The 21,883-nt window shown below is 64.0% G+C and carries 26 protein-coding genes; 11 read left to right on the top strand and 15 right to left on the bottom strand.

The window, feature by feature from the left end; translation table 11 throughout:
* Positions 1 to 11 precede the first annotated feature (11 nt).
* The 7 genes from fliL to fliR are packed head-to-tail and all read left to right on the top strand — an operon-like array spanning position 12 to position 4,513.
* The gene (gene fliL / locus ACQ4WQ_RS01890) at positions 12 to 524 is read left to right on the top strand and encodes a flagellar basal body-associated protein FliL (RefSeq protein ID WP_436494298.1); all 513 of its coding nucleotides are present in this window, start codon (positions 12 to 14) and stop codon (positions 522 to 524) included.
* Between the two features lie 6 nt (positions 525 to 530).
* On the top strand, positions 531 to 1,517 hold the full coding sequence (fliM, locus tag ACQ4WQ_RS01885) for a flagellar motor switch protein FliM (protein ID WP_034754035.1): 987 nt from the start codon (positions 531 to 533) through the stop codon (positions 1,515 to 1,517).
* Between the two features lie 51 nt (positions 1,518 to 1,568).
* Positions 1,569 to 2,003 carry a flagellar motor switch protein FliN gene (gene fliN / locus ACQ4WQ_RS01880; protein ID WP_034754038.1) on the top strand — a complete coding sequence of 145 codons (435 nt, stop codon included), beginning with the start codon at positions 1,569 to 1,571 and terminating at the stop codon, positions 2,001 to 2,003.
* The gene (gene fliO, locus ACQ4WQ_RS01875) at positions 2,000 to 2,578 is read left to right on the top strand and encodes a flagellar biosynthetic protein FliO (protein WP_436494296.1); all 579 of its coding nucleotides are present in this window, start codon (positions 2,000 to 2,002) and stop codon (positions 2,576 to 2,578) included. The genes fliN and fliO overlap by 4 nt, the downstream gene beginning before the upstream one ends.
* A complete protein-coding gene (fliP, locus tag ACQ4WQ_RS01870; RefSeq protein ID WP_495542705.1) occupies positions 2,568 to 3,344 on the top strand; it encodes a flagellar type III secretion system pore protein FliP in 777 nt (258 codons plus the stop codon). Before fliO ends, fliP begins: the two co-directional genes overlap by 11 nt.
* A 10-nt stretch (positions 3,345 to 3,354) precedes the next feature.
* Complete coding sequence (gene fliQ / locus ACQ4WQ_RS01865) at positions 3,355 to 3,624, top strand: flagellar biosynthesis protein FliQ (RefSeq protein ID WP_035821365.1); 270 nt, start codon at positions 3,355 to 3,357, stop codon at positions 3,622 to 3,624.
* 22 nt (positions 3,625 to 3,646) lie between these two features.
* A complete protein-coding gene (gene fliR / locus ACQ4WQ_RS01860) occupies positions 3,647 to 4,513 on the top strand; it encodes a flagellar biosynthetic protein FliR (protein ID WP_436494294.1) in 867 nt (288 codons plus the stop codon).
* A gap of 7 nt (positions 4,514 to 4,520) precedes the next feature.
* Here fliR and ACQ4WQ_RS01855 read toward each other — a convergent pair whose 3' ends face one another.
* On the bottom strand, positions 4,521 to 5,168 hold the full coding sequence (locus ACQ4WQ_RS01855) for a LysE/ArgO family amino acid transporter (RefSeq protein ID WP_326459302.1): 648 nt from the start codon (positions 5,166 to 5,168) through the stop codon (positions 4,521 to 4,523).
* 73 nt (positions 5,169 to 5,241) lie between these two features.
* On the opposite strand from ACQ4WQ_RS01855, the gene ACQ4WQ_RS01850 reads away from it, so the two are divergent.
* Positions 5,242 to 6,138, top strand: coding sequence for a LysR family transcriptional regulator ArgP (locus ACQ4WQ_RS01850; RefSeq protein WP_436494291.1), 897 nt, complete (start codon positions 5,242 to 5,244; stop codon positions 6,136 to 6,138).
* A gap of 9 nt (positions 6,139 to 6,147) precedes the next feature.
* Here ACQ4WQ_RS01850 and ACQ4WQ_RS01845 read toward each other — a convergent pair whose 3' ends face one another.
* The 13 genes from ACQ4WQ_RS01845 to flgB form a co-directional block, all read right to left on the bottom strand.
* On the bottom strand, positions 6,148 to 7,407 hold the full coding sequence (locus ACQ4WQ_RS01845; protein WP_326459300.1) for an MFS transporter: 1,260 nt from the start codon (positions 7,405 to 7,407) through the stop codon (positions 6,148 to 6,150).
* A gap of 48 nt (positions 7,408 to 7,455) precedes the next feature.
* On the bottom strand, positions 7,456 to 7,908 hold the full coding sequence (locus ACQ4WQ_RS01840; protein WP_436494289.1) for a MarR family winged helix-turn-helix transcriptional regulator: 453 nt from the start codon (positions 7,906 to 7,908) through the stop codon (positions 7,456 to 7,458).
* Positions 7,909 to 8,072: 164 nt separating this feature from the next.
* Entirely contained in the window at positions 8,073 to 9,314 is a 1,242-nt protein-coding gene (gene flgL, locus ACQ4WQ_RS01835) for a flagellar hook-associated protein FlgL (protein ID WP_436494287.1), read from the bottom strand.
* Positions 9,315 to 9,365: 51 nt separating this feature from the next.
* Positions 9,366 to 11,333 (bottom strand): flagellar hook-associated protein FlgK, encoded by a 1,968-nt coding sequence (flgK, locus tag ACQ4WQ_RS01830; protein ID WP_436494285.1) that lies wholly within the window; start codon positions 11,331 to 11,333, stop codon positions 9,366 to 9,368.
* 88 nt (positions 11,334 to 11,421) lie between these two features.
* Positions 11,422 to 12,348 carry a flagellar assembly peptidoglycan hydrolase FlgJ gene (gene flgJ / locus ACQ4WQ_RS01825; RefSeq protein ID WP_326459296.1) on the bottom strand — a complete coding sequence of 309 codons (927 nt, stop codon included), beginning with the start codon at positions 12,346 to 12,348 and terminating at the stop codon, positions 11,422 to 11,424.
* A gap of 10 nt (positions 12,349 to 12,358) precedes the next feature.
* Positions 12,359 to 13,474 carry a flagellar basal body P-ring protein FlgI gene (locus tag ACQ4WQ_RS01820; protein WP_326459295.1) on the bottom strand — a complete coding sequence of 372 codons (1,116 nt, stop codon included), beginning with the start codon at positions 13,472 to 13,474 and terminating at the stop codon, positions 12,359 to 12,361.
* A 2-nt stretch (positions 13,475 to 13,476) separates the two neighbouring features.
* Positions 13,477 to 14,127 carry a flagellar basal body L-ring protein FlgH gene (locus ACQ4WQ_RS01815; protein WP_086148190.1) on the bottom strand — a complete coding sequence of 217 codons (651 nt, stop codon included), beginning with the start codon at positions 14,125 to 14,127 and terminating at the stop codon, positions 13,477 to 13,479.
* Positions 14,128 to 14,177: 50 nt separating this feature from the next.
* The gene (gene flgG / locus ACQ4WQ_RS01810) at positions 14,178 to 14,960 is read right to left on the bottom strand and encodes a flagellar basal-body rod protein FlgG (protein ID WP_071322383.1); all 783 of its coding nucleotides are present in this window, start codon (positions 14,958 to 14,960) and stop codon (positions 14,178 to 14,180) included.
* A 72-nt stretch (positions 14,961 to 15,032) separates the two neighbouring features.
* Complete coding sequence (locus ACQ4WQ_RS01805) at positions 15,033 to 15,776, bottom strand: flagellar basal body rod protein FlgF (protein WP_046685936.1); 744 nt, start codon at positions 15,774 to 15,776, stop codon at positions 15,033 to 15,035.
* Between the two features lie 181 nt (positions 15,777 to 15,957).
* Complete coding sequence (locus ACQ4WQ_RS01800) at positions 15,958 to 17,505, bottom strand: flagellar hook protein FlgE (protein WP_436494281.1); 1,548 nt, start codon at positions 17,503 to 17,505, stop codon at positions 15,958 to 15,960.
* 52 nt (positions 17,506 to 17,557) lie between these two features.
* A complete protein-coding gene (locus tag ACQ4WQ_RS01795; protein ID WP_326459293.1) occupies positions 17,558 to 18,253 on the bottom strand; it encodes a flagellar hook assembly protein FlgD in 696 nt (231 codons plus the stop codon).
* A 15-nt stretch (positions 18,254 to 18,268) separates the two neighbouring features.
* Complete coding sequence (gene flgC / locus ACQ4WQ_RS01790; RefSeq protein ID WP_071075845.1) at positions 18,269 to 18,670, bottom strand: flagellar basal body rod protein FlgC; 402 nt, start codon at positions 18,668 to 18,670, stop codon at positions 18,269 to 18,271.
* Between the two features lie 2 nt (positions 18,671 to 18,672).
* Positions 18,673 to 19,122 (bottom strand): flagellar basal body rod protein FlgB, encoded by a 450-nt coding sequence (gene flgB, locus ACQ4WQ_RS01785; protein WP_436494278.1) that lies wholly within the window; start codon positions 19,120 to 19,122, stop codon positions 18,673 to 18,675.
* Positions 19,123 to 19,313: 191 nt separating this feature from the next.
* Between flgB and flgA the strand changes: the two genes are divergently transcribed.
* From flgA to ACQ4WQ_RS01770, 3 genes are all read left to right on the top strand, one after another.
* Positions 19,314 to 20,021 carry a flagellar basal body P-ring formation chaperone FlgA gene (gene flgA, locus ACQ4WQ_RS01780; RefSeq protein WP_436494276.1) on the top strand — a complete coding sequence of 236 codons (708 nt, stop codon included), beginning with the start codon at positions 19,314 to 19,316 and terminating at the stop codon, positions 20,019 to 20,021.
* 111 nt (positions 20,022 to 20,132) lie between these two features.
* Positions 20,133 to 20,441, top strand: coding sequence for a flagellar biosynthesis anti-sigma factor FlgM (gene flgM / locus ACQ4WQ_RS01775; protein WP_034787161.1), 309 nt, complete (start codon positions 20,133 to 20,135; stop codon positions 20,439 to 20,441).
* Between the two features lie 8 nt (positions 20,442 to 20,449).
* Positions 20,450 to 20,917, top strand: coding sequence for a flagella synthesis protein FlgN (locus ACQ4WQ_RS01770; protein ID WP_326459290.1), 468 nt, complete (start codon positions 20,450 to 20,452; stop codon positions 20,915 to 20,917).
* Between the two features lie 51 nt (positions 20,918 to 20,968).
* On the opposite strand, the gene ACQ4WQ_RS01765 is transcribed toward ACQ4WQ_RS01770, so the two are convergent.
* A complete protein-coding gene (locus ACQ4WQ_RS01765; protein ID WP_436494273.1) occupies positions 20,969 to 21,829 on the bottom strand; it encodes a hypothetical protein in 861 nt (286 codons plus the stop codon).
* Between the last annotated feature and the right edge of the window lie 54 nt (positions 21,830 to 21,883).

Raw genomic sequence — 21,883 nt, 5'->3', positions numbered from 1 at the left:
CAAATCCAAAAATGAAAGCAGATCCGAAAGCAGATGCAGGCCTGGCCCCCGCCGGCGCCTCGAAAAAGAAGCTTCTGATCATAGTGCTGGCCTCGGTGCTGGTGGCCGGCGGCCTCGGTGGCGGAGCCGCCTGGTATTTCCTGCATGGCAAGGCCGATAAAGAAGAATCAACGCCCAGCAAGAAAAAACACGCCGCTTCCAAGGCAGGTCCGCCCGTTTTCGTGCCCGTCGATGCCTTCACCGTCAACTTGCAGCCGGAAAATGGCGAGCAATATCTGCAGATCGCGTTTACCCTGCAGGTGGGCAGTCCCGAAGAAATGGATACGATCAAGCTGAACATGCCGAAGGTGCGCAGCCGCTTGCTGTTGCTGCTGTCCGGCAAGAAGGCGTCCGAACTCAATACCGTGGAAGGCAAGCAGCAACTGGCGGCCGAAATCATCAATCAGGTGAACCAGCCGTTCGAGGACAAAGGGCCGGAGCAGGACGTGACGGACGTATTATTTACCGCATTCATCATTCAATAAGCAGCCATGGCCGATAATTTCCTCTCCCAGGAAGAAGTCGATGCCCTTCTGAAGGGCGTCAACGGAGACCAGGACGACGCGCAGGCGCCGGAAGATGTCACGGGAGTTCGTACCTACAACCTGGCAACCCAGGAGCGCATCGTGCGCGGCCGGATGCCAACGTTGGAAATTATCAACGAGCGTTTCGCCCGGCTGCTGCGCGTGGGCCTGTTCAACTTCCTGCGCCGCAGCGCCGAAGTGTCGGTCGGCTCCGTGCGCGTCTCGAAATACAGCGAGTTCATCCGTAATCTGGTGGTGCCGACCAACCTGAACCTGGTGCACATGAAGCCGCTGCGCGGCACGGCCCTGATGGTCTTCGATCCGGGCCTCGTGTTCCTGCTGGTCGACAACCTGTTCGGCGGCGACGGACGTTTTCATACGCGCGTCGAAGGGCGCGACTTTACGCAGACGGAGCAGCGCATCATCCTGCGCATTCTCGACATCGTCTTCGAGGCGTACACCAAGTCGTGGGAGCCGGTCTTCCCCGTCGAGTTCGAATATATCCGTTCAGAAATGAACACGCAGTTCGCCAACATCGCCACGCCAAACGAAGTGGTGGTGGCCTCCACGTTTACGGTGGAATTGGGCTCCGTTTCCGGACAAATCCACTTCTGCATGCCGTATTCGATGATCGAACCGATCCGCGATTCGCTGACCTCGAGCCTGCAGGGCGAGGCGCTGGAAGTGGACAAGCGCTGGATACGCCTGATGACGCAGCAGATCCAGATCGCCGAAGTCGAGCTGGTGGCTTCGCTGGGCACGGCGCGCGTGTCGTTCGACGAGATCTTGAACATGAAGGTGGGCGACATCATCCCCCTGAACATCCCCGAACTGATCGCCGCCACCGTCGACGGCGTGCCCGTGATGGATTGCACGTATGGCGTGTTGAACGGACAATATGCATTGAAGGTGGAGAAACTCCTCGCCAATGCCGATAACATGAATAACCACTAAATAAATACCCGGGCCGCGCTGCGGTCCGTATCTGTACAACAGGAGAAACACATGTCTGACAACCAAGACGACCAAAGCGCGGAAGACGATTGGGGCGCGGCCATTGCCGAGCAGGCCAAGGCGGAAGCCGAAGCGCTGCAGAACCAGGCCGCCAATACGGCCAGCGCGGCCAGCGCCGCCGTGTTCAAGGACTTTTCCAAGCAGGCATCGAAGTCGGAAACGCACAACGATATCGATTTCATCCTCGATATCCCCGTGCAGCTGACGGTCGAACTGGGCCGCACCAAGATCGCCATCAAGAACCTGCTGCAACTGGCGCAGGGTTCCGTGGTCGAGCTCGACGGCCTGGCCGGCGAACCGATGGACGTGCTGGTGAACGGCTGCCTGATCGCCCAGGGCGAAGTGGTGGTGGTCAATGACAAGTTCGGCATCCGCCTGACCGACATCATCACGCCTTCCGAACGCATCCGAAAATTGAATAAATGAAGCCTGGCCTGTTGATTTCCACCGTGCTGCCGCTCTTGGCGGCATGCAGCATTGCCCACGCGGAACCGGCAGCCGCATCGGCGCCGGCGGCCAGCGCGCCTGCAGAGCTTGTATCTGAGAAAGCCGCATCTGCCACCCCGGAAACCCAAGCCCCGGCGGCAGCCTCGCCGGCCGCCGCCCTGCCCGCCATGCTGCCGGGCGCCCCCATGACGATGGCGCCGACCAGCTCGGCCGGCAGCCTGCTGCAAACCATCTTCGCGCTGGTATTCGTGCTGGCCCTGTTGATTGGCCTGGCCTGGTTCATGAAGCGCTATGGTCCCAAGGTGATGGGCGGCAACAACAAGATGCGCGTCGTCAGCTCGCTCAACCTGGGCGGACGCGAACGCATCGTCCTCGTCGAAGTGGCCGACCAGTGGATCGTCGTCGGCGCCTCGCCCGGCAGGATCAATGCGTTGGCCACCATGCCGCGCCAGGAAGGCGAATTGCCGCAACTGGCCACGGCGCAAAACGGCCCCGCGGCCGCCAATTTTTCCGAGTGGCTGAAACAGACCATCGAAAAACGCAATGGGAAATAAGCAGCAGATGGCGTGGTCCACCTTGAAGACTCCCCTGACCTGGCTGCTGGCGGCCGCCGCCCTGGCCTTGCCGCTGTGGGCGCTGGCCGAACCGGGCATCCCGGCCTTCAACAGCACGCCGGCGCCGGGCGGCGGCCAGAATTACTCGCTGCCGGTGCAGACGCTCATCCTGATGACGTCGCTCACCTTCCTGCCGGCGGCGCTCTTGATGATGACCTGCTTTACGCGCATCATCATCGTGCTGTCCCTGCTGCGCCAGGCCATCGGCACGCAATCGGCGCCGCCGAACCAGGTGCTGGTGGGGCTGGCGCTGTTTTTGACCCTGTTCGTCATGGGTCCCGTGTTCGACAAGATCTACACGGATGCGTATCAACCATATCAGGAAAACAAGATCAGCATGCAGCAGGCGATGGACAAGGGTGTCGAACCGCTGAAAACCTTCATGCTCAAGCAGACGCGCCAGGCCGACCTGGCGCTGTTCGCCAAGATGTCGCGCTCGGCGGCCCTGCAAGGTCCGGAAGACGTGCCGCTGCGCATCCTCGTGCCCGCCTTCGTCACCAGCGAACTGAAGACGGCATTCCAGATCGGCTTTGCCATCTTTATCCCGTTCTTGATCATCGACATGGTGGTCGCCAGCGTGCTGATGTCGATGGGGATGATGATGATGTCGCCGGCGACCATCTCGCTGCCGTTCAAGCTGATGCTGTTCGTGCTCGTCGATGGCTGGCAGTTGCTGCTGGGCTCGCTGTCCCAGAGTTTTTACTAGGGGAAATACGATGACACCCGAAAGCGTCATGACCCTGGGCCGCCATGCGATGGAAATCACCTTGATGGTGGCCGCGCCCATGCTGCTCGTCGCCCTCATCATCGGCTTGATCGTGAGTATTTTCCAGGCGGCCACGCAGATCAACGAGGCGACCCTGTCCTTCATCCCCAAGCTGGTCGGCATCTTCGTCGCCCTCGTCGTGGCGGGCCCGTGGATGCTGTCCGTCATGCTCGACTACATGCGCCAGGTATTTACCGGCATCCCGAACCTGGTCGGCTAGGCGTGGGGCTGCGGCATACGCCATGCTGACCCTGTCCAGCATCGAACTGAACACGTGGATCGCAGCACTGCTGTGGCCGCTTAGTCGCATCCTCGGCCTGATCGCGGCCGCGCCCCTGTTCGGCAACGCGGCCGTGCCCGCCACCGTCAAGGTGACCCTGGGCGCGCTGCTGGCCATGATCATCGCCCCCACCGTGCCGGCCTTGCCTGCCGTCAACCCGATGTCCTTGCCCGGCCTGCTGATCCTCACGCAAGAGATGCTGGTGGGCCTGGCCATCGGCTTTTCCATTCGCATCGTGTTTTCCGCCGTCGAAATGGCCGGCGAGATCAGCAGCCTGACCATGGGCCTGGGCTTCGCCTCGTTCTTCGATCCGCAAACCAAGGGCCGCTCGTCCGCCATCAGCCAGTTCCTCGTCATGCTGGCCACGTTGATGTTTCTCACTGTCAATGGCCACCTGGTCTTGCTGGCGGCGCTGGCGGAAAGCTTCGTCAGCCTGCCGATTTCATCGAGTCCCATCAGCGGCGGCGGTTTCCAGCAATTGGCGGCCTGGGGCGGGGAAATCTTCCGTTCCGGCCTGCAAATTTCACTGCCCATCCTCGCCGCCCTGCTGCTGACCAACGTGGCGCTGGGCATCCTGACGCGGGCCGCGCCGCAGCTGAACATCTTCGGCATCGGTTTTCCCGTCACCCTGGGCGTAGGCTTGCTGGTGATCAGCATGGTCCTGCCCTACCTGGCCACGCCGTTCCAGAACATGTTCCTGCGCGGCATAGAAACGGCGCGTTTGCTGCCGCGCGGCTTTGCCACGCGTGACCGGCCACCGCCGCCCGTGCCGCCGAATCCCCTGCGTCCCGCGCTGCCGACGCCGGCGCCGCTGCCGCCCGCGCGCTGATCCAGCGCTACCAGCCCAGCGCGTGGCGCAGCAGCAGCGCCGACAGCACGAACATGGTCACGCCGATCAAGCCATCGAGCACTTGCCAGGCGCGGGGCCGCGCAAACCACGGCGCCAGCCAGCGCGCGCCATAACCCAGCGATGCAAACCACAGCAGGCTGGCCGCGCTGGCGCCAACAATAAACCAGCCGCGCAGCGCGCCCGGCTGCTGCGCGCCAATACTTCCCACCAGCAATACCGTATCCAGGTACACATGCGGGTTGAGCAGGGTAAATGCGGCCGCCTGGGCCAGGACGGCGCCCAGGCCCAGTCCGCCCCCGCCCTCGGCGGCGCGCAGCAGCTGCGGCCGGCGGGCGCGCCGCAAGGCTTGCCAACCGTAGACGGCCAGGAAAACGGCGCCGCCCAGCGCCAGGACGTTGGCCAGCAAGGGGCGCTGCCCCAGCGCCTGGGCCATGCCCAGCACGCCGGCGGCGATCAGCGCCGCATCGGCCAGCGCGCAAAACAGCACGATGGCGCCCACATGTTCGCGGCGCAAGCCTTGCCGCAGAACAAAGGCATTTTGCGAGCCGATGGCAACGATGAGTCCCAGGCCCAGGCTCAAGCCCTGGAGAAAGACGGAAAAAACGGGTGCGGTGGTGGCGGTCGAGAGTGTCATGCGGCGATCTTGCCAGCCGCGCGCAATGAAGGCAAACTACCTTTACTACAGCAAGTTAAGGAAAACTACATTCATGCTCGATTATGCCGCCCTCGCCGCCCTGGCAGCCGTCATCCGCGAAGGCAGTTTCGAGCGCGCGGCGCGCGCCTTGCACGTGACGCCATCGGCCATTTCGCAGCGTATCCGCCTGCTGGAAGAGCGCGTCGGCTGCGCGCTGGTGATACGCGACCAGCCCTGCCGCGCCACGGAAACGGGCCGGCGCCTGTGCCAGCACGTGGACCAGGTGCAGCTGCTCGAACAGGATTTGCAGGGCGCCTTGCCGGCGCTGGCGGCGCAAGGCCTGACGCGCGCCAGCGTGCCCGTCGCCGTGAATGCCGACAGCCTGGCCACCTGGCTGGCGCCCGCCATCGCCGCCTTTGCGGCCGGGTACCCGGTGCTGCTGCAAGTGGCCGTCGACGACCAGGACCACACGGCCGAATGGCTGCGCAGCGGCGCCGTGCTGGCCGCCGTCAGCGCCACGGCCCGGCCCGCGTCGGGCTGCAACAGCCGCCCGCTGGGCGCCATGCGCTACCTGGCGGCCGCCAGTCCCGCCTTCCTGCAGCGCTATTTTGCCCACGGCGTGGGCGCCGCCAGCCTGGCGCTGGCGCCCAGCCTCGTCTTCAATGCCAAGGACGAGCTGCAATCGCGCTGGGTGCGTCGCCTGTGCCACCGGCACGTGGAACTGCCGCGCCATGCCTTGCCCTCGTCACATGCCTTCGTCACGGCCGGCCTGGCCGGCATGGGCTGGGGCCTGCACCCGCAGGCGCTGATCCAGCCGCATCTTGACAATGGCAGCCTGGTCGAACTGCTGCCGGATATGCCATTGGATGTCGCCCTGTACTGGCATACGGCGCGCGCCGCGTCCAGCCTGCTCGACGGCTTGAGCGGCGCCATCCTCGCCGCCGCCCGCACGGGCCTGCTGCCGCCCTGACGGGCTGCCTTAATGCTGGTCGCTGCTGAATGCGAAGCGCCAGCGCCGCAGGTCGACGTTCAGGCGCAACTGGTGATGTTTGACCAGGTAGCGCACGCCGACGAGGGCGGCCGCCAGGCCCGACAAGGCACCGATGCCCAGCGCCCAGCGCGGGCCGAAGGTGTCGGCCACCCAGCCCACGATAGGCGCACCCAGCGGCGTACCGCCCGCCGAGATGGCCAAAAGGATGGCCATCACCCGGCCCCGCATGGCGGGCGCCGTCGACAGTTGCACGCTGCTGTTGACGCTGGTGGTAAACGTTTGCGCGGCGATGCCGATGACCACCAGCATCATGCCGAACAGCCAGTAATTGGGCATCACGGCGGCCAGCGCGCAGGCCAGGCCGAACAGCGCGGCCGCCCCCAGCAGCAAGGCCAAGGTGGGCTGGCCCCGCCCCGCCGCCAGCAGGGCGCCCGCCACGGAGCCGCACGCCATCACGGAGCTGAGCAGGCCATACTGGCCGGCGCCCGCGTGGAAGGCCGTCACGGACATGGTCGAGAGGAAAATCGGAAAATTCAGGCCAAAGGTGCCGATCAGGAACAGCATCAGCAGGATGGCCATCAGGTCGGGCCGCTGGCGCACGTAGCGGAAACCTTCGCCCAGGCTGGCGCGCGTGGCCTTGACGCGCGGCGCGCGGCGCAGCAATTCCACGCGCAGCAGCAACAGCGAACCGATCACGGCCGCAAACGAGACGGCGTTGATGATGAAGACCCAGCCGCTGCCGACGCTGCTGATCAAGAGTCCCGCCACGGCCGGGCCCAGCATGCGCGCCGCATTGAACGAGGTGGAATTGAGCGCCACGGCGTTCGTCAAATCTTCCTCGCCGACGATTTCGGAAACAAAAGTCTGGCGCACGGGCGAATCGAAGGCCGTCACGCAGCCCAGCAGGAAAGCAAACACATACACATGCCACAGTTGTACCAGGCCGCTGATGCACAACATCCCGAGTCCCAGCGCCAGCAAACCCATGGCCGCCTGCGTGCACAGCAGCAATTTCCTGCGGTCGAGCAGGTCGGCCGCCATGCCCGTCAGGGGCAGCAACAGCAGTTGCGGGCCGAATTGCAAGGCCATGACGATGCCGACGGCGCTGGCATTGTGCTGCGTCAATTCGCTCAGCACCAGCCAATCCTGCGCCGTGCGCTGCATCCAGGTGCCGATATTCGACACCAGGGCGCCGCCGGCCCAGATACGGTAATTGGGAATGCGTAGCGAACGGAATGTGTTGTTCATCTGGGCGTGCGGGCTCCTTGCCGGGGTCGTGGTGAAAAATTCAGCGGATCACTCCGCCAAGCGTTTGAGTAATGCCACCGCGTTGTCCAGCTCGGTGACTTCGGCCGGCGTGAGCCGGGTTTCGATGGTGCGCGCCAGCCAGTCCTCGCGCGCGGCGCGGCTGGCCGCGATCCAGGCGCGGCAGCTGTCCGTCAGGGTCAGCAGCGTTTGCCGGCCATCGAGCGGATCGGGCGAACCCGTCACCATCTGCGCGTCCGTCAAGGCTTGCACGGTGGCGGCCATCGACTGGGGCCGCATGCCTTCGGCGCGCGCCAGGCTGCTGGCAGTGGCCGGGCCGTCGCGCTCGAGACGGCTGAGCACGGACGCCTGCGACATGCTGACGTCGCCCAGGTGGGCTTCCTCGCGCAGGCGGCGGCGTAGTTTGCCGATGAGAATGCGCAATTCGCCGGCCAGTTGCAGCACCTGCTCGTGATCTTCGTGGTCATCTTGTGGGGTGCTCATGGGGGCCGCTGGTGAATCAACAGCCTCTACTATAACAGATATGCAGGTAGACTGCACAGTTTGCCTGTATATCTTGCCAGCCTGGCCAGATTGCGGACGCAAAAAAGCCGGGGCGGGAAGTCTCCCTGCCCCGGCCCGGCCGGACGTCATGCTGGAACGACGGCTTAGCTGATGTAGTTGAACAGCGACAGGCCCGAGATCGACGTGAAGGACTTCTGCGCCGCCTGCAGGGTGATCTGCTGCTGGCTGAACAGGGAAATCGCCTTCACCATGTCCAGGTCCTGCAAGCCGGACAAGGTGCTCGCATATTGCAGGTCGAGGTCGTCGCCGGCGCTGTCGAGCGTATCGATCTCCTTCAGGCGCGAACCGACTTCCGCGCGCACGGATAGCACATTGTCGTAGGCCGTGTCGAGGATATCGTGCGCGGCGTTCAGGCTGGCCGTCAAGCGCGCCTGGCCCGCGTCGCCCGAAGCCGGCTGGCCCAGCGCGCCGATCAGGTTGGTAATCGTGGTAAAGATCGATTCCTTGCTGCTGGGTTCCAGGGTGAACTTGTCCAGATCGGCCGGCTTGCCCGCGATATTGACTTGCTGGCCGTCAAAGTTGATCGCGTCGCCCGATTTATACGCCACCGGCACGGCGGGATTCGGGATGGTCTGGCCCAGGGTCACGTCCGTCACGGTATAGGTCGTGACGGCAGCGGTGCCCGTGCCCGTCACCTGGAAATCGATCGAATACTTGTGCCCCGTCAACTTGCTGGCATCGGTGATGGTACCGCCGGAAATGATGCCGGCGCCGCCGCGCGCAAAGTTGCCCGGGTCGGCCGCCGTGGTGAACTTGCCGTTGCCCGTCAAATTGTTCTCGAACACGGCCGCGCCCGAGTCGCTGGTGGCCAGGTAGCGGGCCGAGCCCACTTGCAGCTCGCGCTGGCCCTGGTCGCCCACGTAGGTGGCGCCGCCCGGCGTCTGACTGAACGGTTGCGTCGTCGACTTGTAGCCGCCGAACAGATAGCCGCCCGCGTTGTCGGACGTGTTGGCAATGCCCATCAGGTCGGTCAAGCGTCCCTTCAGTTCCGTGGCCAGGCTCTGGCGGTCGATATCCTTCAAGGCCGGATTACCGGCCTTCAGCACCAGCTCCTGCACGTCGGCGATCAGCGACGTGGTGCTGGCCAGCGCCAGCTCTTCCTGCGAGAGGAAATTCTTGGCGTTGGAGCGATTCGTCACGAATTGCGTATTGATCGATTGCGACTGCGTCACTTCCAGCGCGCGCGCCGAGGCGATCGGGTCGTCGGCCGGCGTCAGGTTGCGGCGGTTCGCCGACAGCTGCATCTGCGTGCGGTTCAACGCGCCCTGCAGATTGTTCAGCTGCGTGCTGCCCGCGTCATAGATCATTTTGGTACTGATGCGCATGATGCTGCCCTTCCTGATGGCGGCGGGCGCCAGGCGCCGCCGCTTGAATAATTAACGTCCGAGGCCGATGACCACGTCGAACAGGGTGCTGGCGATCTGCATGACCTTGCCGCAAGCCTGGTAGGCTTGCTGGTAGCGCAGCAGATTGGCCGCCTCTTCATCGAGGTTGACGCCGGAAACGGCCTGCTGCTGCGTGCTGGTCTGCTGCAACAAGGCCATGCTGGCCAGGCCGCTGACCTGCACTTCGCGCGTCTTGTTGCCCACATAGCTGACGGTTTCCGCGTACGAACCCTGGAACGTCGCCTTGCCGCCATCGAGAATGTTTTTCGTCTGCAAGCCCGCCAGCAAGGAGGCATTGCGGTTGTCGCCCACCCCGCCCGTGTTCGGCGCGATGGTGAATTTATCGCCCTGCGCGGGCACCCCCGTCATGTTGACGTTGATGCCGCCAAAGCTGAAGTTGTCGCCTTCCGTGTAGGGAATATTCGCCGTGCCGGCCGGATACGTGGTGGTGGCGCCGTTCAAGCCTTTCACCGTCACGGCCTGGCCCGCGGGGAAACCCGTCAGCGAGGTGGTCGCCTTGTCGTACGTCAAGGTGACGGTGCCCGTCAAGGCATTGCCTGGCGTTAAATAGGCTTTGTCCACGCTGCCTGCACCCAGCTTGCCACTGCCCGTGTTGCTGACGGGCGCGCCCGTGGCGATCGGCGCGCCGGCGGCCAGCTTGTTGCGGTCGGTAATCGCCACGGCCAGGTCGGCAGCGCCGTGGGCCGTCGGCCTGACCATGAAGTTGTCGCCTTCGGCAGCCGTGCCCGAGATCGAGAAATCCACGCCGTCGATGGTTTGCGGCACCGTTTGCGGATACGGGTTGATGGTCGTTTTCGCGCCGTCGCTCTGGCGCGTCACCACATAGTTGGTGCCGTCATATTTCACGGCATAATCGCTGGCCGTCAGCTTGGTCGGATCGCTGACCTTGGCCGACAGCGCGGTCGTGCTGGTCGCGTTGTTGCGGTAGTCGGCGCCGATGACGGGATCGGGCAACTTGAAGAAATCGCCCCCCATGTCGCCATTCAAGTCCTGGCCCAGCTTGTGCTGCTCATTGAAGCTCGACGCGAGCGCGATGGCGACCTTGCCCAGCGAATTCTGGATGCGGTCCAGGCTGCCGCTACGGAATTCCAGCAAGCCGCCCAGCGCCCCGCCGCTCAAGGAACTTTCCGACAGCTTGGTAACGCTCGTGCCCGTCACATAGCCCACGTCCAGGCGGTTCGGGTCCGTCGGCGACGGCGTGACGGCCAGTTCAAAGTTCTTGTTGCCCACCACCAGCGGCTGGCCCGAGCCGATCGAGACGGTAATCGAGTTGCCGGCGCCAGGCTGAACCGTTGCCTTGACGTATTTGTTCAGCTCCGTGATCAGCTGGTCGCGCTGGTCCAGCAAATCGTTGGGCTGATTGCTTTCATTCACGGTCAGGTTGGTAATCGAGGTATTCAGGTCCGCGATCTGCTTGGCATAGGAGTTGATCACCTTCACGTTCGAGGTGATCTGCGAATTGACGCCGTCGCCGATTTCCGTCAGGCGCGCGCTGAGGCCCTGGAAGCGCGCCGTCAGCGAGTTGGCGCTCGACAGCAATGCCTGGCGCGACGACACGGACGAGGGATTCGAACTGAAATCCTGCACGCCCTTGAAGAAATCGGCCATCGCCGGCGACAGCCCGGCCGTGGGATCGGCCAGCATATTGTCGATCTGCGTGATCTGCGTGTAATACGCGTCGAGCGAACTGGTGGTCGACTGCGCGGCATTCACCTGGGCCGCCATGAAGCCGTCGTACTGGCGCTTGACTTGCGACACTTCCGTACCGTTGCCCACGAAGCCATAACCGGCATTGTTGAACTGCGCCGTCTGCTGCAGCACCACCTGGCGGTTGTAACCGTCCACGTTGGCATTGGTGATGTTATGCCCGGTCGTCGACAGGCCCACCTGCGCTGCAAGCAAACCGCTCTTACCGATGCTGAGTAGATTCGAAGTCATGGTGTCTTATTGGTTACCGTCAAATGTATTTACGGCAGCCGCGGCGAAAACTTGAAGCGCGCGGCCTGCACGGGGGCATGGAAGAGGATTAGCCGACCAGCGAATGCTTGATGATCTTTGTCAGTTTGGCAGCGTAATTCGGGTCCGTCGCATAGCCGGCCTTTTGCAAGCCCTGGGCGAACGTGCTGGCGTCGCCCGCGCTGGCCAGCACTTTTTCATAGCGTTTGTTGTTGGTAATCAACTGCGCATAATCCTTGAAACTATCCGCGTAGCTGTCGTAGGCGCGGAATTTCTCCACCTTGCGCTGCGCCTTGCCATTTACATATTCCGTGGTGACGGCTTCCGTGACCTTGCCCTTCCAGTCGGCCGACGCCTTAATGCCGAACAGGTTGTGGCTGCTGCTGCCGTCGCGGCTGATGATTTCGCGCTTGCCCCAGCCCGTTTCCAGCGCCGCCTGGCCCAGCATGAACTTGGCCGGGATGCCGGTGGCGCGGCTCGCCTCTTCCGCATGCACGCCCAGCTTTTCCTGGAAGGCGCGCACGTGCGGCGCCTGCGTGGCGTTGGCCTTGTCGCTCAGGGTCTTGCCGGTGCCGGCGGCGCTGCCTGCGCCCTCGGTCAGCGCGCCCTGCTGCTGGCGGAACGCGGCCAGCGCCTGCGTCATGCTCGACGAGCGGGGCGACGGCGCTTCGGCGCCGTCGGCGGCCAGCGCCTGGTTCGACGACGACAGCTGGCGGATCAGCATGTCCGCCAGGCCCGTGCCCCGCTTGGCCAGGTTCTGGCTCGTCTGCTGGTCCAGCATCGAGGTGTACATCTTGCTCTGCTGGCTATCCATGATGCCGTCCTGCGGCGTGGCTTCGCGCATGCTTTTCATCATCATGTTGATGAACATGGCTTCGAATTGCGTGGCCGCCTCTTTCAGGGCGGCGGGGTCCTTCGCCTTGGCGGACTGGCGCAAGCCATCCATGCCCTTGACGTCATAGGCGGCGGTGTTGCTGAGGTCGGTTTGACTGATCATGGCATGCCCATCAAATGATTTCGAGTTCGGCGCGCAGCGACCCTGCCGCCTTCATCGCCTGCAGGATGGCCAGCAAGTCTTGCGGCGAGGCGCCGATGGCATTCAAAGCCTTGACCACGTCGGACAGCGAGGCGCCGCCCTTGACCAGCATGACCTTGCCCGGCTCCTTCTTGATGTCGATCTGCGCCGTCTGCGTGACCACCGTGCGCCCGCCCGACAGCGGCGCCGGCTGGCTCACCTGCGGCTCGACATTGATGGTGACGGACAGGTTGCCGTGCGAAATGGCGCACGTTTCCAGGGTCACGGACTGGTTCATCACGACGGAACCGGTGCGCGCATTCATGATGACCTTGGCCGCCAGACGGGCCGGGTTGACTTCGATGCTTTCCAGCTGGCCCAGGAAGGACACGCGCTGGTCGCTGCCGCCCGGCGACTGCACCTGGATCACGCGCCCGTCCAGCGCGGCGGCCGTGCCGGCGCCGTAGCGGCTGTTGATGGCGTCGACCACGCGGCTGGCGGTGGCAAAATCGGTGGCATTCAATTCCAGGCGGATCGTATTATTGGCGCCCAGCACCGAAGGCACGGTGCGCTCGACGGTGGCGCCGCCCGAGATGCGGCCCACGCTCAGGTGATTGATGACGACGGAGCTGCCGGCCGCCTGCGCGCCCACGCCGCCCACCAGCACGTTGCCCTGCGCCATGCCGTACACCTGGCCATCGGCGCCCTTCAATGGCGTCATCAATAAAGTGCCGCCGCGCAAGCTTTTCGCATTGCCCATCGACGACACCGTCACGTCGAGCAGCTGGCCCGGCTGGGCAAACGCGGGCAAGGCCGTCGTCACCATCACGGCGGCCACGTTTTTCAACTGCAAACTGGTGCCTTGCGGCAAGTTGATGCCCTGCTGCTGCAGCATCGCCGCCACGCTCTGGATGGTAAAGGGCGTTTGCGTGGTCTGGTCGCCGCTGCCGTCGAGGCCGACGACGAGGCCATAGCCCATCAGCTGATTCTGGCGCACGCCGGCGATGCTGGCCAGGTCCTTGATGCGCTCGGCCTGCGCCACGGGCGCCAGCAGAGAAATAGCCAGGCCACAGACGGCCAGAACGCGGGGAAAGGTCAGGGTCGCCATGATCAGAACGGCAGCAGGCTGAGGAAGAAGCGCGAGGCCATCGAGGCCATTTCGGCGCGGTCAATCTGGCTGTTGGTGCGGTACTCGACACGCGCGTCGGCCACCTGGGTCGATGGCACGACGTTGCCGATGCCGATGGTATCGGGATTGACCATGCCCGAGAAACGGATGAATTCCGTGCCCTTGTTCATGGCGATCTGTTTCTCGCCGGCCACGATCAGGTTGCCGTTTGGCAATACCTCGATCACCGTCACGCCGATCGTGCCGGAAAACGTGTTGCTGGCGGACTGGTTGTCGCCGTCCGCAAACTTGGTCGCGCCGTTCGCCGAGACCGTGCCGCCGAAACGGCCCTGGGCGATGCCCGGCGTGGAAAAGCCCACGCTGCCGGACTTGTTGCCGGAACTGGCGCCCGCCTTGACGGCGTTCGTGCGCTCGGTGATGGCGATGGTCATGGTGTCGCCCACGTGGCGCGCGCGGCGGTCTTCGAAGGCGGGACGGTAGGTCGACGGCTGGTAGATGGAACCGTTGCTGACGACCACGGGTTCCGGCATCGGCGCGCGCGTGGTGGTCGGGTATTGCACGATGGACGTAGGCGTGATGGCGCAGCCGGACAGCAGGACTGCGGACAACAGGGCGATGATGGGGTATTGCATGACGAACCTCCGCTGCCATCCGGCGGCGGATGGCATGACGACTATGAAAATTAAAGTTGCGACAATTTCTGCAGCATCTGGTCGGATGTGGTGATGGCCTTGCTGTTGATCTCGTAGGCGCGCTGCGTCTGGATCATGTTGACCATTTCCTCGGCCACGTTGACGTTCGACGTCTCGATATAGCCCTGCATCAGCACGCCGGCGCCATTCGTGCCCGGGGTGTTGGTCTGCGCCACGCCGGAGGCGCCCGTTTCCATGTACAGGTTTTCGCCCTTCGACTCCAGGCCGGCCGGGTTGACGAAGGTGGTCAGCTGCAGCGAGCCGATCTGCGATGGCGCGACCGTATCGGGCAAGGTGACGGACACGGTGCCGTCGCGCGCCACGGTCAGGCTCAGCGCGTTCGTCGGCACGGTGATGGCGGGCTGGATGACGAAGCCTTCGGACGTCACCAGCTGGCCGTTGGAATCGGTCTGGAAGGAGCCGTCGCGCGTGTAGGCGGTGGCGCCGTCCGGCATCAGCACCTGGAAGAAACCCGTGCCGTTGACCATCACGTCGCGCGAATTGCCCGATGCCTGGGGATTGCCTTGCGTATGGATGCGTTCGGTAGCCACGGTGCGTACGCCCGTGCCGATCTGCAAGCCCGATGGCAGCTGGGTTTGCTGCGACGATTGCGCGCCCGGCTGGCGCACATTTTGATACAGCAAGTCTTCAAACACGGCGCGCGACTTCTTGAAGCCCGTGGTGCTGACGTTGGCCAGGTTATTGGCGATCACGTCCATCTGCGTCTGCTGCGCTTCCAGGCCGGTCTTGGCAATCCAAAGGGAACGAATCATGATTTTTCTCCAATAACAGCGCTAGTCAGCTCTGTAGACTATTTCTATGTGACCATTATGCGGGTGCCCCCATCAATTCAAAGCGAGGATCTGGGTGGCTTTCGCCGCGTTATTCTCGGCATTCTTCAACAAGCTCATTTGCGTTTCGAACTGGCGCGCCAGGGCGATCATGCTGACCATGGAGTCGACGGGGCTGACATTGCTGCCTTCCAGCGCACCGGTGGTCAGCTTGACGGCCTGGTCGGCCTGCGCCACCGTGCCATCCTTCAGACGGAACAGGCCGTCGTCGCCGCGCACCAGTTGCTGCTCGGGCGGGTTGACCAGCTTGATGCGCCCCAGCACCGTCGACGGGCCTGGCGGCACGTCGGTGGAAATCGTGCCCACCGTGCCGTCGCTGGCGATGGCCACCGTCACGCCCGGCGGAATCGCCATGGGGCCCGTGTCGCCCTGCACCATCAGGCCCGATTGCGTCTGCAGCATGCCGTTTTCATTGAGCTTCAGGGCGCCGTTGCGCGTGTAGGCTTCGGAACCATCGGCCGACTGCACCGCGATCCAGCCCGCGTTTTCCACGGCGACGTCGAGCGCGCGGCCCGTGTGCTGCATCGGGCCTTGCGTGAAATCGGAACCGACCGTCGAATCGACGACGAAGGCGCGCGTCGGCATCATGCCGTCGGCCACCACGGGCACGGCGCGGAACGAGTCGAGCTGGGCACGGAAACCCGTGCTGGTGGCGTTCGCCAGGTTGTTCGCCGTGGTCGCCTGCTTGTCCAGGATGTGCTTGGCGCCCGAGCCGGCGGTGTAGATGAGACGGTCCATGTGTTTCTCCTGCCTGTATCGCAACTGATGGGTTTAATGCAACTTCCCGCAACGTCACGGGTGCCTCGGGAAGCGTAGCGAGCGGTTCAATACCGGGTTGAGTAGCGCAGCTGTACGGAGGTACAGCGAGCAACGCCGGCCCGGTAGTGAGACGCGCAGTAGCTTAACGAGGCGCCCCAAGTTAGCGCAGGTTGACCAGGGTCTGCAGGACGGAATCCTGCGTCTTGATGGTCTGCGCATTCGCCTGGTAGGCGCGCTGGGCTGTGATCATGTTGACCAGTTCCGCCGTCAGGTCGACGTTCGATACTTCCACGGCCGAGGCGCGCAAGTTGCCCAGGGTGCCCGTCTTCGGCTCGCCCGTGATGGGCTTGCCCGAGGCCGAGCTTTCCACCCAGGCGTTGTTGCCCAGCGGCTCCAGGCCGTTCGGGTTGGTAAAGTTGCTCAACACCACCTGCCCCAGGGCGCGCGTCTTGCCATTGTTGTACTGGCCCTGGATGACGCCGTCGTCGCCCACGATGAACTGGCTCAGCTGACCCGCCTTGTAGCCGTCCGCTTCCGTTTTCTTTTCCGCCGTGGCGGTGCCCAGCTGAGTCGATTTGCTGAAATCGACCTGGACCGACAGGGTCGGATTGGCGCCCGTGGCCGGGAAGATCGGCAGGTTGACGGTGACGGGCAAGGTTTGCGGCGGCGTCAGGGCCAGCATGGCGGCCCGGTCCAGGCTGCCGACCGTGTTGAAGACCAGCGAACCCGTCTTGACGGCGGGCACCGAGGTCACGGCGCGGATGGCCGCGTCGATCTGGTCGGGCGTGCGGCTCGAATTGATGCCATTCGGCACGGCACTGCCGTAGGTGGCGGCGATGGCGGCCAGTTGCGCCGGCGTGGCGCCCGCGGCGGCGGCGGCGGCCGAGACGGCGGCGCCGACCGCATTGCCATAGGCGACGGCGGCCGTCGTCACATTGGCCGGCACCAGCGGCACGGCCGTGGCGGCGGCCTGGTAGGCGGCGCGCGCGGCCAGCGAGGCGGGGTCCGTCTGCAGGGCGGCGGCGGCCTTCATGCTGGTCACTTCCGTGCCGTCGACGGCCGAGTAGACGTCCCAGGTGTTGGTGCCCGTCTTGACGTAGAAATTCGACATGATGTGGGAATTGCCCAGCGAATCGAAGACTTCGACGGGGAACTGCTTGCTGTACGTGGTGTCATCACTGAGTTTGAATGGCACCGTGGTCGGCATGGCCGTATTCGAATTGAGGTTGACTTGCGTGTCGACCTTGGTCGTGGCCTGGGGCTTCATGTCCGACTGGTCGATCTGCAGGGGCACGACGGCGCCAGCGACGATCTTGCCGTTGGCGTCGGCCGCATAGCCGGTCAGCTGCGCCAGCTGGGCATTGACGATGAAGCCGCTCTTGTCGACCTGGAACTGGCCATTGCGCGAGTACTGGACGGCGCCGTTGACGCTGGTACGGAAGAAGCCGCCGCCATTGATGGCGATGTCGAGGGGATTCGACGAGGTTTCCAGGTTACCCTGGTTAAATTGCTGGGCGATTTGCGAGACGGACACGCCGATCCCCGCCTGGTTGCCGCCCACGCCATACAGCGAGTTGGCATAAATGTCGGCGAACTGGGCCTGCGACTGCTTGAAACCGACGGTGGACGAGTTGGCGATATTGTTACCGATGACGTCCAGCGATTTGGCGGCGCCATTCAAGCCGCTCAGGCCTTGTTGGAAAGACATTGTGTTCTCCTGGTAGAAATTAGGGGTAGAGGGTCAGCTAAGGGGAAGCGGCTTACAGAATCTGTTTCACGTCGGCCATGGTGATGCTGCCCACGCCCGGGACATTCAATTTCACGCCATTCGCGCCCGTCGACACGCTGGCGACCGAACCGAACATCAGCGCCGTCGCATCCTTGAGCTTGGTGCCGCCCCGCGTCGCTTCCACCGTGAAGGTGTAGGCGCCGTCGGCCAGCACGACCGGCTTGCCGTCCTTGTCCAGGTCGGCGGTGGAACCGTTCCAGCCCAGCGGCAAGGTGCCCGCTTCCTGCGCGCCCAGGTCGATGGAATGGACTTCCTTGCCATCCTTGTAGATGACGACCTTGACCTTGTCGGCCGCCGTGGCCAGGTCCACGCCCAGCAGCGCGGCGCTCTTGCTCAGGTTGATATCCTTGCCCGCCGTCAACACGCCGTGGCCGATGATGTTGGCCGCCTGCATCGATTCGGCTTGCTGGTAGCTGGTTTTCAGGGTTTCCAGCGTCGTGTTGAGCTTGTTGACGCCCGTCACCGTGGACAGCTGCGCCAGCTGGCTGGTCAGTTGCGCATTGTCCAGCGGATTCATCGGGTCCTGGTTTTTCAGCTGGGTCACCAGCAGGGTGAGGAATTTGTTCGTTTCCGCTTCGACGCTGCCTGCCTCGGCCGTCGTCTTCTTCGGATTCATCGTCGCCATCAGGTCGGTGGTGACGGAGGTCGTGGTATCGATGGTTGCCATAATGATCAGTCAGCCTTATTGGCCGAGGGTAAGGGTTTTCAAGAGCAGCGACTTGGCCGCGTTCATGGTTTCCACGTTGGTCTGGTACGAGCGCGAAGCCGACAGCATGTTGACCATCTCGTCGACCGTATTCACGTTGGGCATGGTGACATAGCCCTTCTCGTCGGCCAGCGGATTCTTCGGGTCGTAGACCAGCTTCATCGGCGACGGGTCCTCGATCACCTTCTGCACCTTGACGGCCGTGGCGCCGTTGGCCATGGGCACGGCTTCGAACACCACCTGCTTGGCGCGGTAGGCTTCGCCCGTGGCGCTGGTGGCGCTGTCGGCATTGGCCAGGTTGCTGGCCACCGTGTTCAGGCGCTGCGCCTGGGCGCTCATGGCCGAACCGGACACATTGAAGATATTAAATAGCGACATGATTATTGTCCTCCCTGGATGGCCGTCAGCATGCCCTTGATCTGCGAGTTGAGGAACGTCACGGCCGCCTCGTAGCGGATGGCGTTGTCGGCAAAGGCATTGCGCTCAAGATCCATGTCGACCGTATTGCCATCGACGGCGCCCTGGGCCGGCGCGCGGTACAGCAGCGGCGTGCCGTCGGCCAGGGTCTCGACCTTGCCGCCCGTGCTGCTTCCCACGGCGGCGACGCCCTTGCCCGGCATATGCTGCGGCGCCGTGCCCTTCAGGGCCGGCGGCACGCCATCCTTGCGCGCCATCGCCCCCTTCAGCGCGCTGGCGAAATCGACGTCGCGCGCCTTGTAGTTGGGCGTGTCCGCATTGGCGATATTCGAGGCGAGCAATTCCTGGCGCGTCGAGCGCAGGCTCAGCGCCGTCTCGTTGAAGCGCATGTAATCGTCGAGTTTCCCTATCATGTCAGGCTCCGGAAAGATCTGCCACTGGCGCCCGAGATGGCGGAAGGATGGCGGTATAGTGATGACAGGAAACATAGTACGGCGCCCGACGGCAAGGCCATCGCCGGATCAGACCGTACTTTTACCCCTTAATCGGCGCTTCGAACGGGGCGGCGCGCACTATCATGGCACTATTCCAGAGGCCTATCACCATGAAAACACCGCTCGCTTTCCTCCTCGCCCTAGCCATCCGGCTTGCCGCCCTGGCGCCTTGCGCGCAGGCGCAAAACGCCGGCCGGCAGACGCCGGAAGCGCTGCGCAACAGCGTGGAACAATTCCTGCAAGTGCAAAGCAACGGTTTGCCGGGCAAGGTGACGATCACCGTCGGCGCCGTCGATCCGCGCCTGAACCTGGCCGCCTGCCCCGCGCCGCAAGCATTCATGGCGCCAGGCGCCCGCGCCTGGGGCAAGACCACCGTGGGCGTGCGCTGCACGGCCCCGTCCAGCTGGACCATCTATCTGCAAGCGAACGTGGCCGTCGTGGGCGACTACGTGGCCAGCGCCGTGCCGCTGGCGCCAGGACAGGCCATCGACGCCAGCCAGCTGGTGACGATGCAGGGCGACCTGGCTGCATTGCCAGCAGGCATCGCCACGGACATGGCCCAGGTCGTGGGCGCCAGCACGAATATTTCCTTGCCGCCAGGCACGCCGATGCGCCTCGACACGCTGCGCCGCAAACCGGTGGTGATGCAGGGCCAGCTGGTGCGTGTCGTTTCCAGTGGCAACGGTTTCCAGGTAGCATCAGAAGGACGCGCCATCGGCAGCGCCGGCGATGGCCAGACGGTGCAGGTCCGCACGCAGAGCGGCCAGCAGATCAGCGGCGTGGCGCGGGCTGGCGGCATGGTGGAGGTGGCGTTCTAAACACGGATGGACAGCGATATTGTGGTCTGGCGCACTAAAGTTTCGGAAGAAGGTGCCGATAATGACACATATCCCGGAGTTTCTTGACTTCGACCAGACGAGGATCACGCTGTGAAAATTACCGATAACACCATTAAAAGCAATCCCGGCCTGCCGGTGGCGCCCGCCAGTACCTCCGGCGCCCGGAATGCCGAGAAAGCCCAGGCAACACCGACAACGTCGGACAATGTACGCCTGTCGCCGCAAGGACAGGCATTAGCGGCCAGTGCAACTGCCGGCAGCGGCGCCGTGTTCGACACGAAAAAAGTCGAACGCATCAAGCTGGCGATCGCCGACGGCCAGTTCCAGGTCAACTCAGAAAAAGTGGCGGACGGTCTCCTCGACACGGTCAAGGACTTGCTGCACTCACGAAATAGATAGGTTTCCTCATGCAATCAGTGACTCCGTTTTCCAGCCTGCGCGACGAGCAACAGCTCATGACCACATTGCTGGCATTGATGAAAGAAGAACAGCGGCATCTGGTTGCCGCTGACATCGATGCAATCACGGAGCTCACGGCGCGCAAGACGGCGCTCGTCGGACAATTGAGCCAGCTGGCGGCGCAACGCCACCAGGCGCTGGCGGCAGCGGGCTTCACGGCCGCCGAAGCGGGCATGGAAGACTGGCTGGTCGGCGCCAACGAAGCCGAGGCGGCATCCCTGTGGAAAGCCCTGCTCGAGACGACACGCGAAGCGAAGGAACAGAACCGCCTGAACAGCCTGCTCGTCAACAAGCACATGGTACATACGCAAGGCGCCCTGAACGCCATGCGCCCCCCGGCCCAAAGCGGAAATTTCTACGGCCCCAGCGGCCAACCGACAACGAACACGGCCAGCCGGCGCGTCGTCATCGGCTGATTCCCCTTACTTAACAGCGATCCTCGGGCAAGGCGCAGCGGCCTTGCCAGCTCAGCCGTGCGCGGGACGGCCCGTATGCTGGCGGAACTTCGCCGCGATGGCTTGCGCCTTGGCGCTGGCGGCGGCTTGCTGCTCCGGCGTCAGTTCGTTTTGCAGCCAGTGCCAGTACTCATCCTGATACGGATTGGTAACGCCGGGCGCCAGGATGTCGTCGTACACGAGGCGCAGGGCCAGCAGGTAGCCATACGCCTGCGGCGCATCTTTGTGCACCACGTCGCCATCGCGCAGATACGCCATCATCAGGGTCGACACGCTGGTCAGTTCCGCCTCGTCCGCCTGCGCCGTCAGCTGGGCGATGGCTTGCCGCTTCCATGCCTGCACCAGCGGGTCGTCGGGACGGTTGCGCAGCGCGCTGCGGTCGCCGAACGGGCCTTCCGACAGGAACAGCGTGGCCGCGCCCGGCACGCCCGCCTTCGCGGCGGTGGCCAGGTAGTCCAGGCGGTCCTCGCGCTGGCGCTGCGTCAGGCCCGCGCACAGCTGCCGCTGGGCGGCTTTTTCTTCCGCCGTCATCTCGCGGCCCAGCTCGAATTCCAGCCCCGGCAACCGGCCTTCCTTCTCAAAAGAAATACAGTCATCGAGCAGATTGTAGGCCGCATACGCGTCTTCCGGCTTGCCGCTGGCACCCAGGCGTTCGAGCCGCTGCGCGAGCGTCACGACAACGGGCGCGGCACCGGCGGCCGGGGCGGCATCGATAGCCAAGTACGATGCCAGGCTGCGTCCCGGCGGCGCGCCGGCGGCAGCGGCGCCCGCTTGCGGCGTGCCGCCGTCGGGCGCGGGCCAGTACACGAGCGCCAGCACTGCCGCGATGGCAGCGGCGATGGCGATGGCGATACCGGTCAGTTTGCTGTTCATAGGAGGTGGCACATAAGAGGAAATGCACGTTACCACAGGCGCACGGCAGCGGGC

The organism is Janthinobacterium goodfellowi, from assembly GCF_051380695.1.
In the GTDB taxonomy this organism is placed as follows: Bacteria; Pseudomonadota; Gammaproteobacteria; order Burkholderiales; family Burkholderiaceae_D; genus Janthinobacterium.
The sequence above is the reverse complement of the archived record's forward strand: the minus strand, read 5'-3'. Positions and strand labels throughout refer to the sequence as shown.

What these genes read in the sequence shown, in the direction of transcription:
- fliL (WP_436494298.1), top strand. Translation starts at nt 12, where the DNA reads ATGAAAGCAGATCCGAAAGCAGATGCAGGCCTGGCCCCCGCCGGCGCC.
- fliM (WP_034754035.1), top strand. Translation starts at nt 531, where the DNA reads ATGGCCGATAATTTCCTCTCCCAGGAAGAAGTCGATGCCCTTCTGAAG.
- fliN (WP_034754038.1), top strand. Translation starts at nt 1,569, where the DNA reads ATGTCTGACAACCAAGACGACCAAAGCGCGGAAGACGATTGGGGCGCG.
- fliO (WP_436494296.1), top strand. Translation starts at nt 2,000, where the DNA reads ATGAAGCCTGGCCTGTTGATTTCCACCGTGCTGCCGCTCTTGGCGGCA.
- fliP (WP_495542705.1), top strand. Translation starts at nt 2,568, where the DNA reads ATGGGAAATAAGCAGCAGATGGCGTGGTCCACCTTGAAGACTCCCCTG.
- fliQ (WP_035821365.1), top strand. Translation starts at nt 3,355, where the DNA reads ATGACACCCGAAAGCGTCATGACCCTGGGCCGCCATGCGATGGAAATC.
- fliR (WP_436494294.1), top strand. Translation starts at nt 3,647, where the DNA reads ATGCTGACCCTGTCCAGCATCGAACTGAACACGTGGATCGCAGCACTG.
- ACQ4WQ_RS01855 (WP_326459302.1), bottom strand. Translation starts at nt 5,168, where the DNA reads ATGACACTCTCGACCGCCACCACCGCACCCGTTTTTTCCGTCTTTCTC.
- ACQ4WQ_RS01850 (WP_436494291.1), top strand. Translation starts at nt 5,242, where the DNA reads ATGCTCGATTATGCCGCCCTCGCCGCCCTGGCAGCCGTCATCCGCGAA.
- ACQ4WQ_RS01845 (WP_326459300.1), bottom strand. Translation starts at nt 7,407, where the DNA reads ATGAACAACACATTCCGTTCGCTACGCATTCCCAATTACCGTATCTGG.
- ACQ4WQ_RS01840 (WP_436494289.1), bottom strand. Translation starts at nt 7,908, where the DNA reads ATGAGCACCCCACAAGATGACCACGAAGATCACGAGCAGGTGCTGCAA.
- flgL (WP_436494287.1), bottom strand. Translation starts at nt 9,314, where the DNA reads ATGCGCATCAGTACCAAAATGATCTATGACGCGGGCAGCACGCAGCTG.
- flgK (WP_436494285.1), bottom strand. Translation starts at nt 11,333, where the DNA reads ATGACTTCGAATCTACTCAGCATCGGTAAGAGCGGTTTGCTTGCAGCG.
- flgJ (WP_326459296.1), bottom strand. Translation starts at nt 12,348, where the DNA reads ATGATCAGTCAAACCGACCTCAGCAACACCGCCGCCTATGACGTCAAG.
- ACQ4WQ_RS01820 (WP_326459295.1), bottom strand. Translation starts at nt 13,474, where the DNA reads ATGGCGACCCTGACCTTTCCCCGCGTTCTGGCCGTCTGTGGCCTGGCT.
- ACQ4WQ_RS01815 (WP_086148190.1), bottom strand. Translation starts at nt 14,127, where the DNA reads ATGCAATACCCCATCATCGCCCTGTTGTCCGCAGTCCTGCTGTCCGGC.
- flgG (WP_071322383.1), bottom strand. Translation starts at nt 14,960, where the DNA reads ATGATTCGTTCCCTTTGGATTGCCAAGACCGGCCTGGAAGCGCAGCAG.
- ACQ4WQ_RS01805 (WP_046685936.1), bottom strand. Translation starts at nt 15,776, where the DNA reads ATGGACCGTCTCATCTACACCGCCGGCTCGGGCGCCAAGCACATCCTG.
- ACQ4WQ_RS01800 (WP_436494281.1), bottom strand. Translation starts at nt 17,505, where the DNA reads ATGTCTTTCCAACAAGGCCTGAGCGGCTTGAATGGCGCCGCCAAATCG.
- ACQ4WQ_RS01795 (WP_326459293.1), bottom strand. Translation starts at nt 18,253, where the DNA reads ATGGCAACCATCGATACCACGACCTCCGTCACCACCGACCTGATGGCG.
- flgC (WP_071075845.1), bottom strand. Translation starts at nt 18,670, where the DNA reads ATGTCGCTATTTAATATCTTCAATGTGTCCGGTTCGGCCATGAGCGCC.
- flgB (WP_436494278.1), bottom strand. Translation starts at nt 19,122, where the DNA reads ATGATAGGGAAACTCGACGATTACATGCGCTTCAACGAGACGGCGCTG.
- flgA (WP_436494276.1), top strand. Translation starts at nt 19,314, where the DNA reads ATGAAAACACCGCTCGCTTTCCTCCTCGCCCTAGCCATCCGGCTTGCC.
- ACQ4WQ_RS01770 (WP_326459290.1), top strand. Translation starts at nt 20,450, where the DNA reads ATGCAATCAGTGACTCCGTTTTCCAGCCTGCGCGACGAGCAACAGCTC.
- ACQ4WQ_RS01765 (WP_436494273.1), bottom strand. Translation starts at nt 21,829, where the DNA reads ATGAACAGCAAACTGACCGGTATCGCCATCGCCATCGCCGCTGCCATC.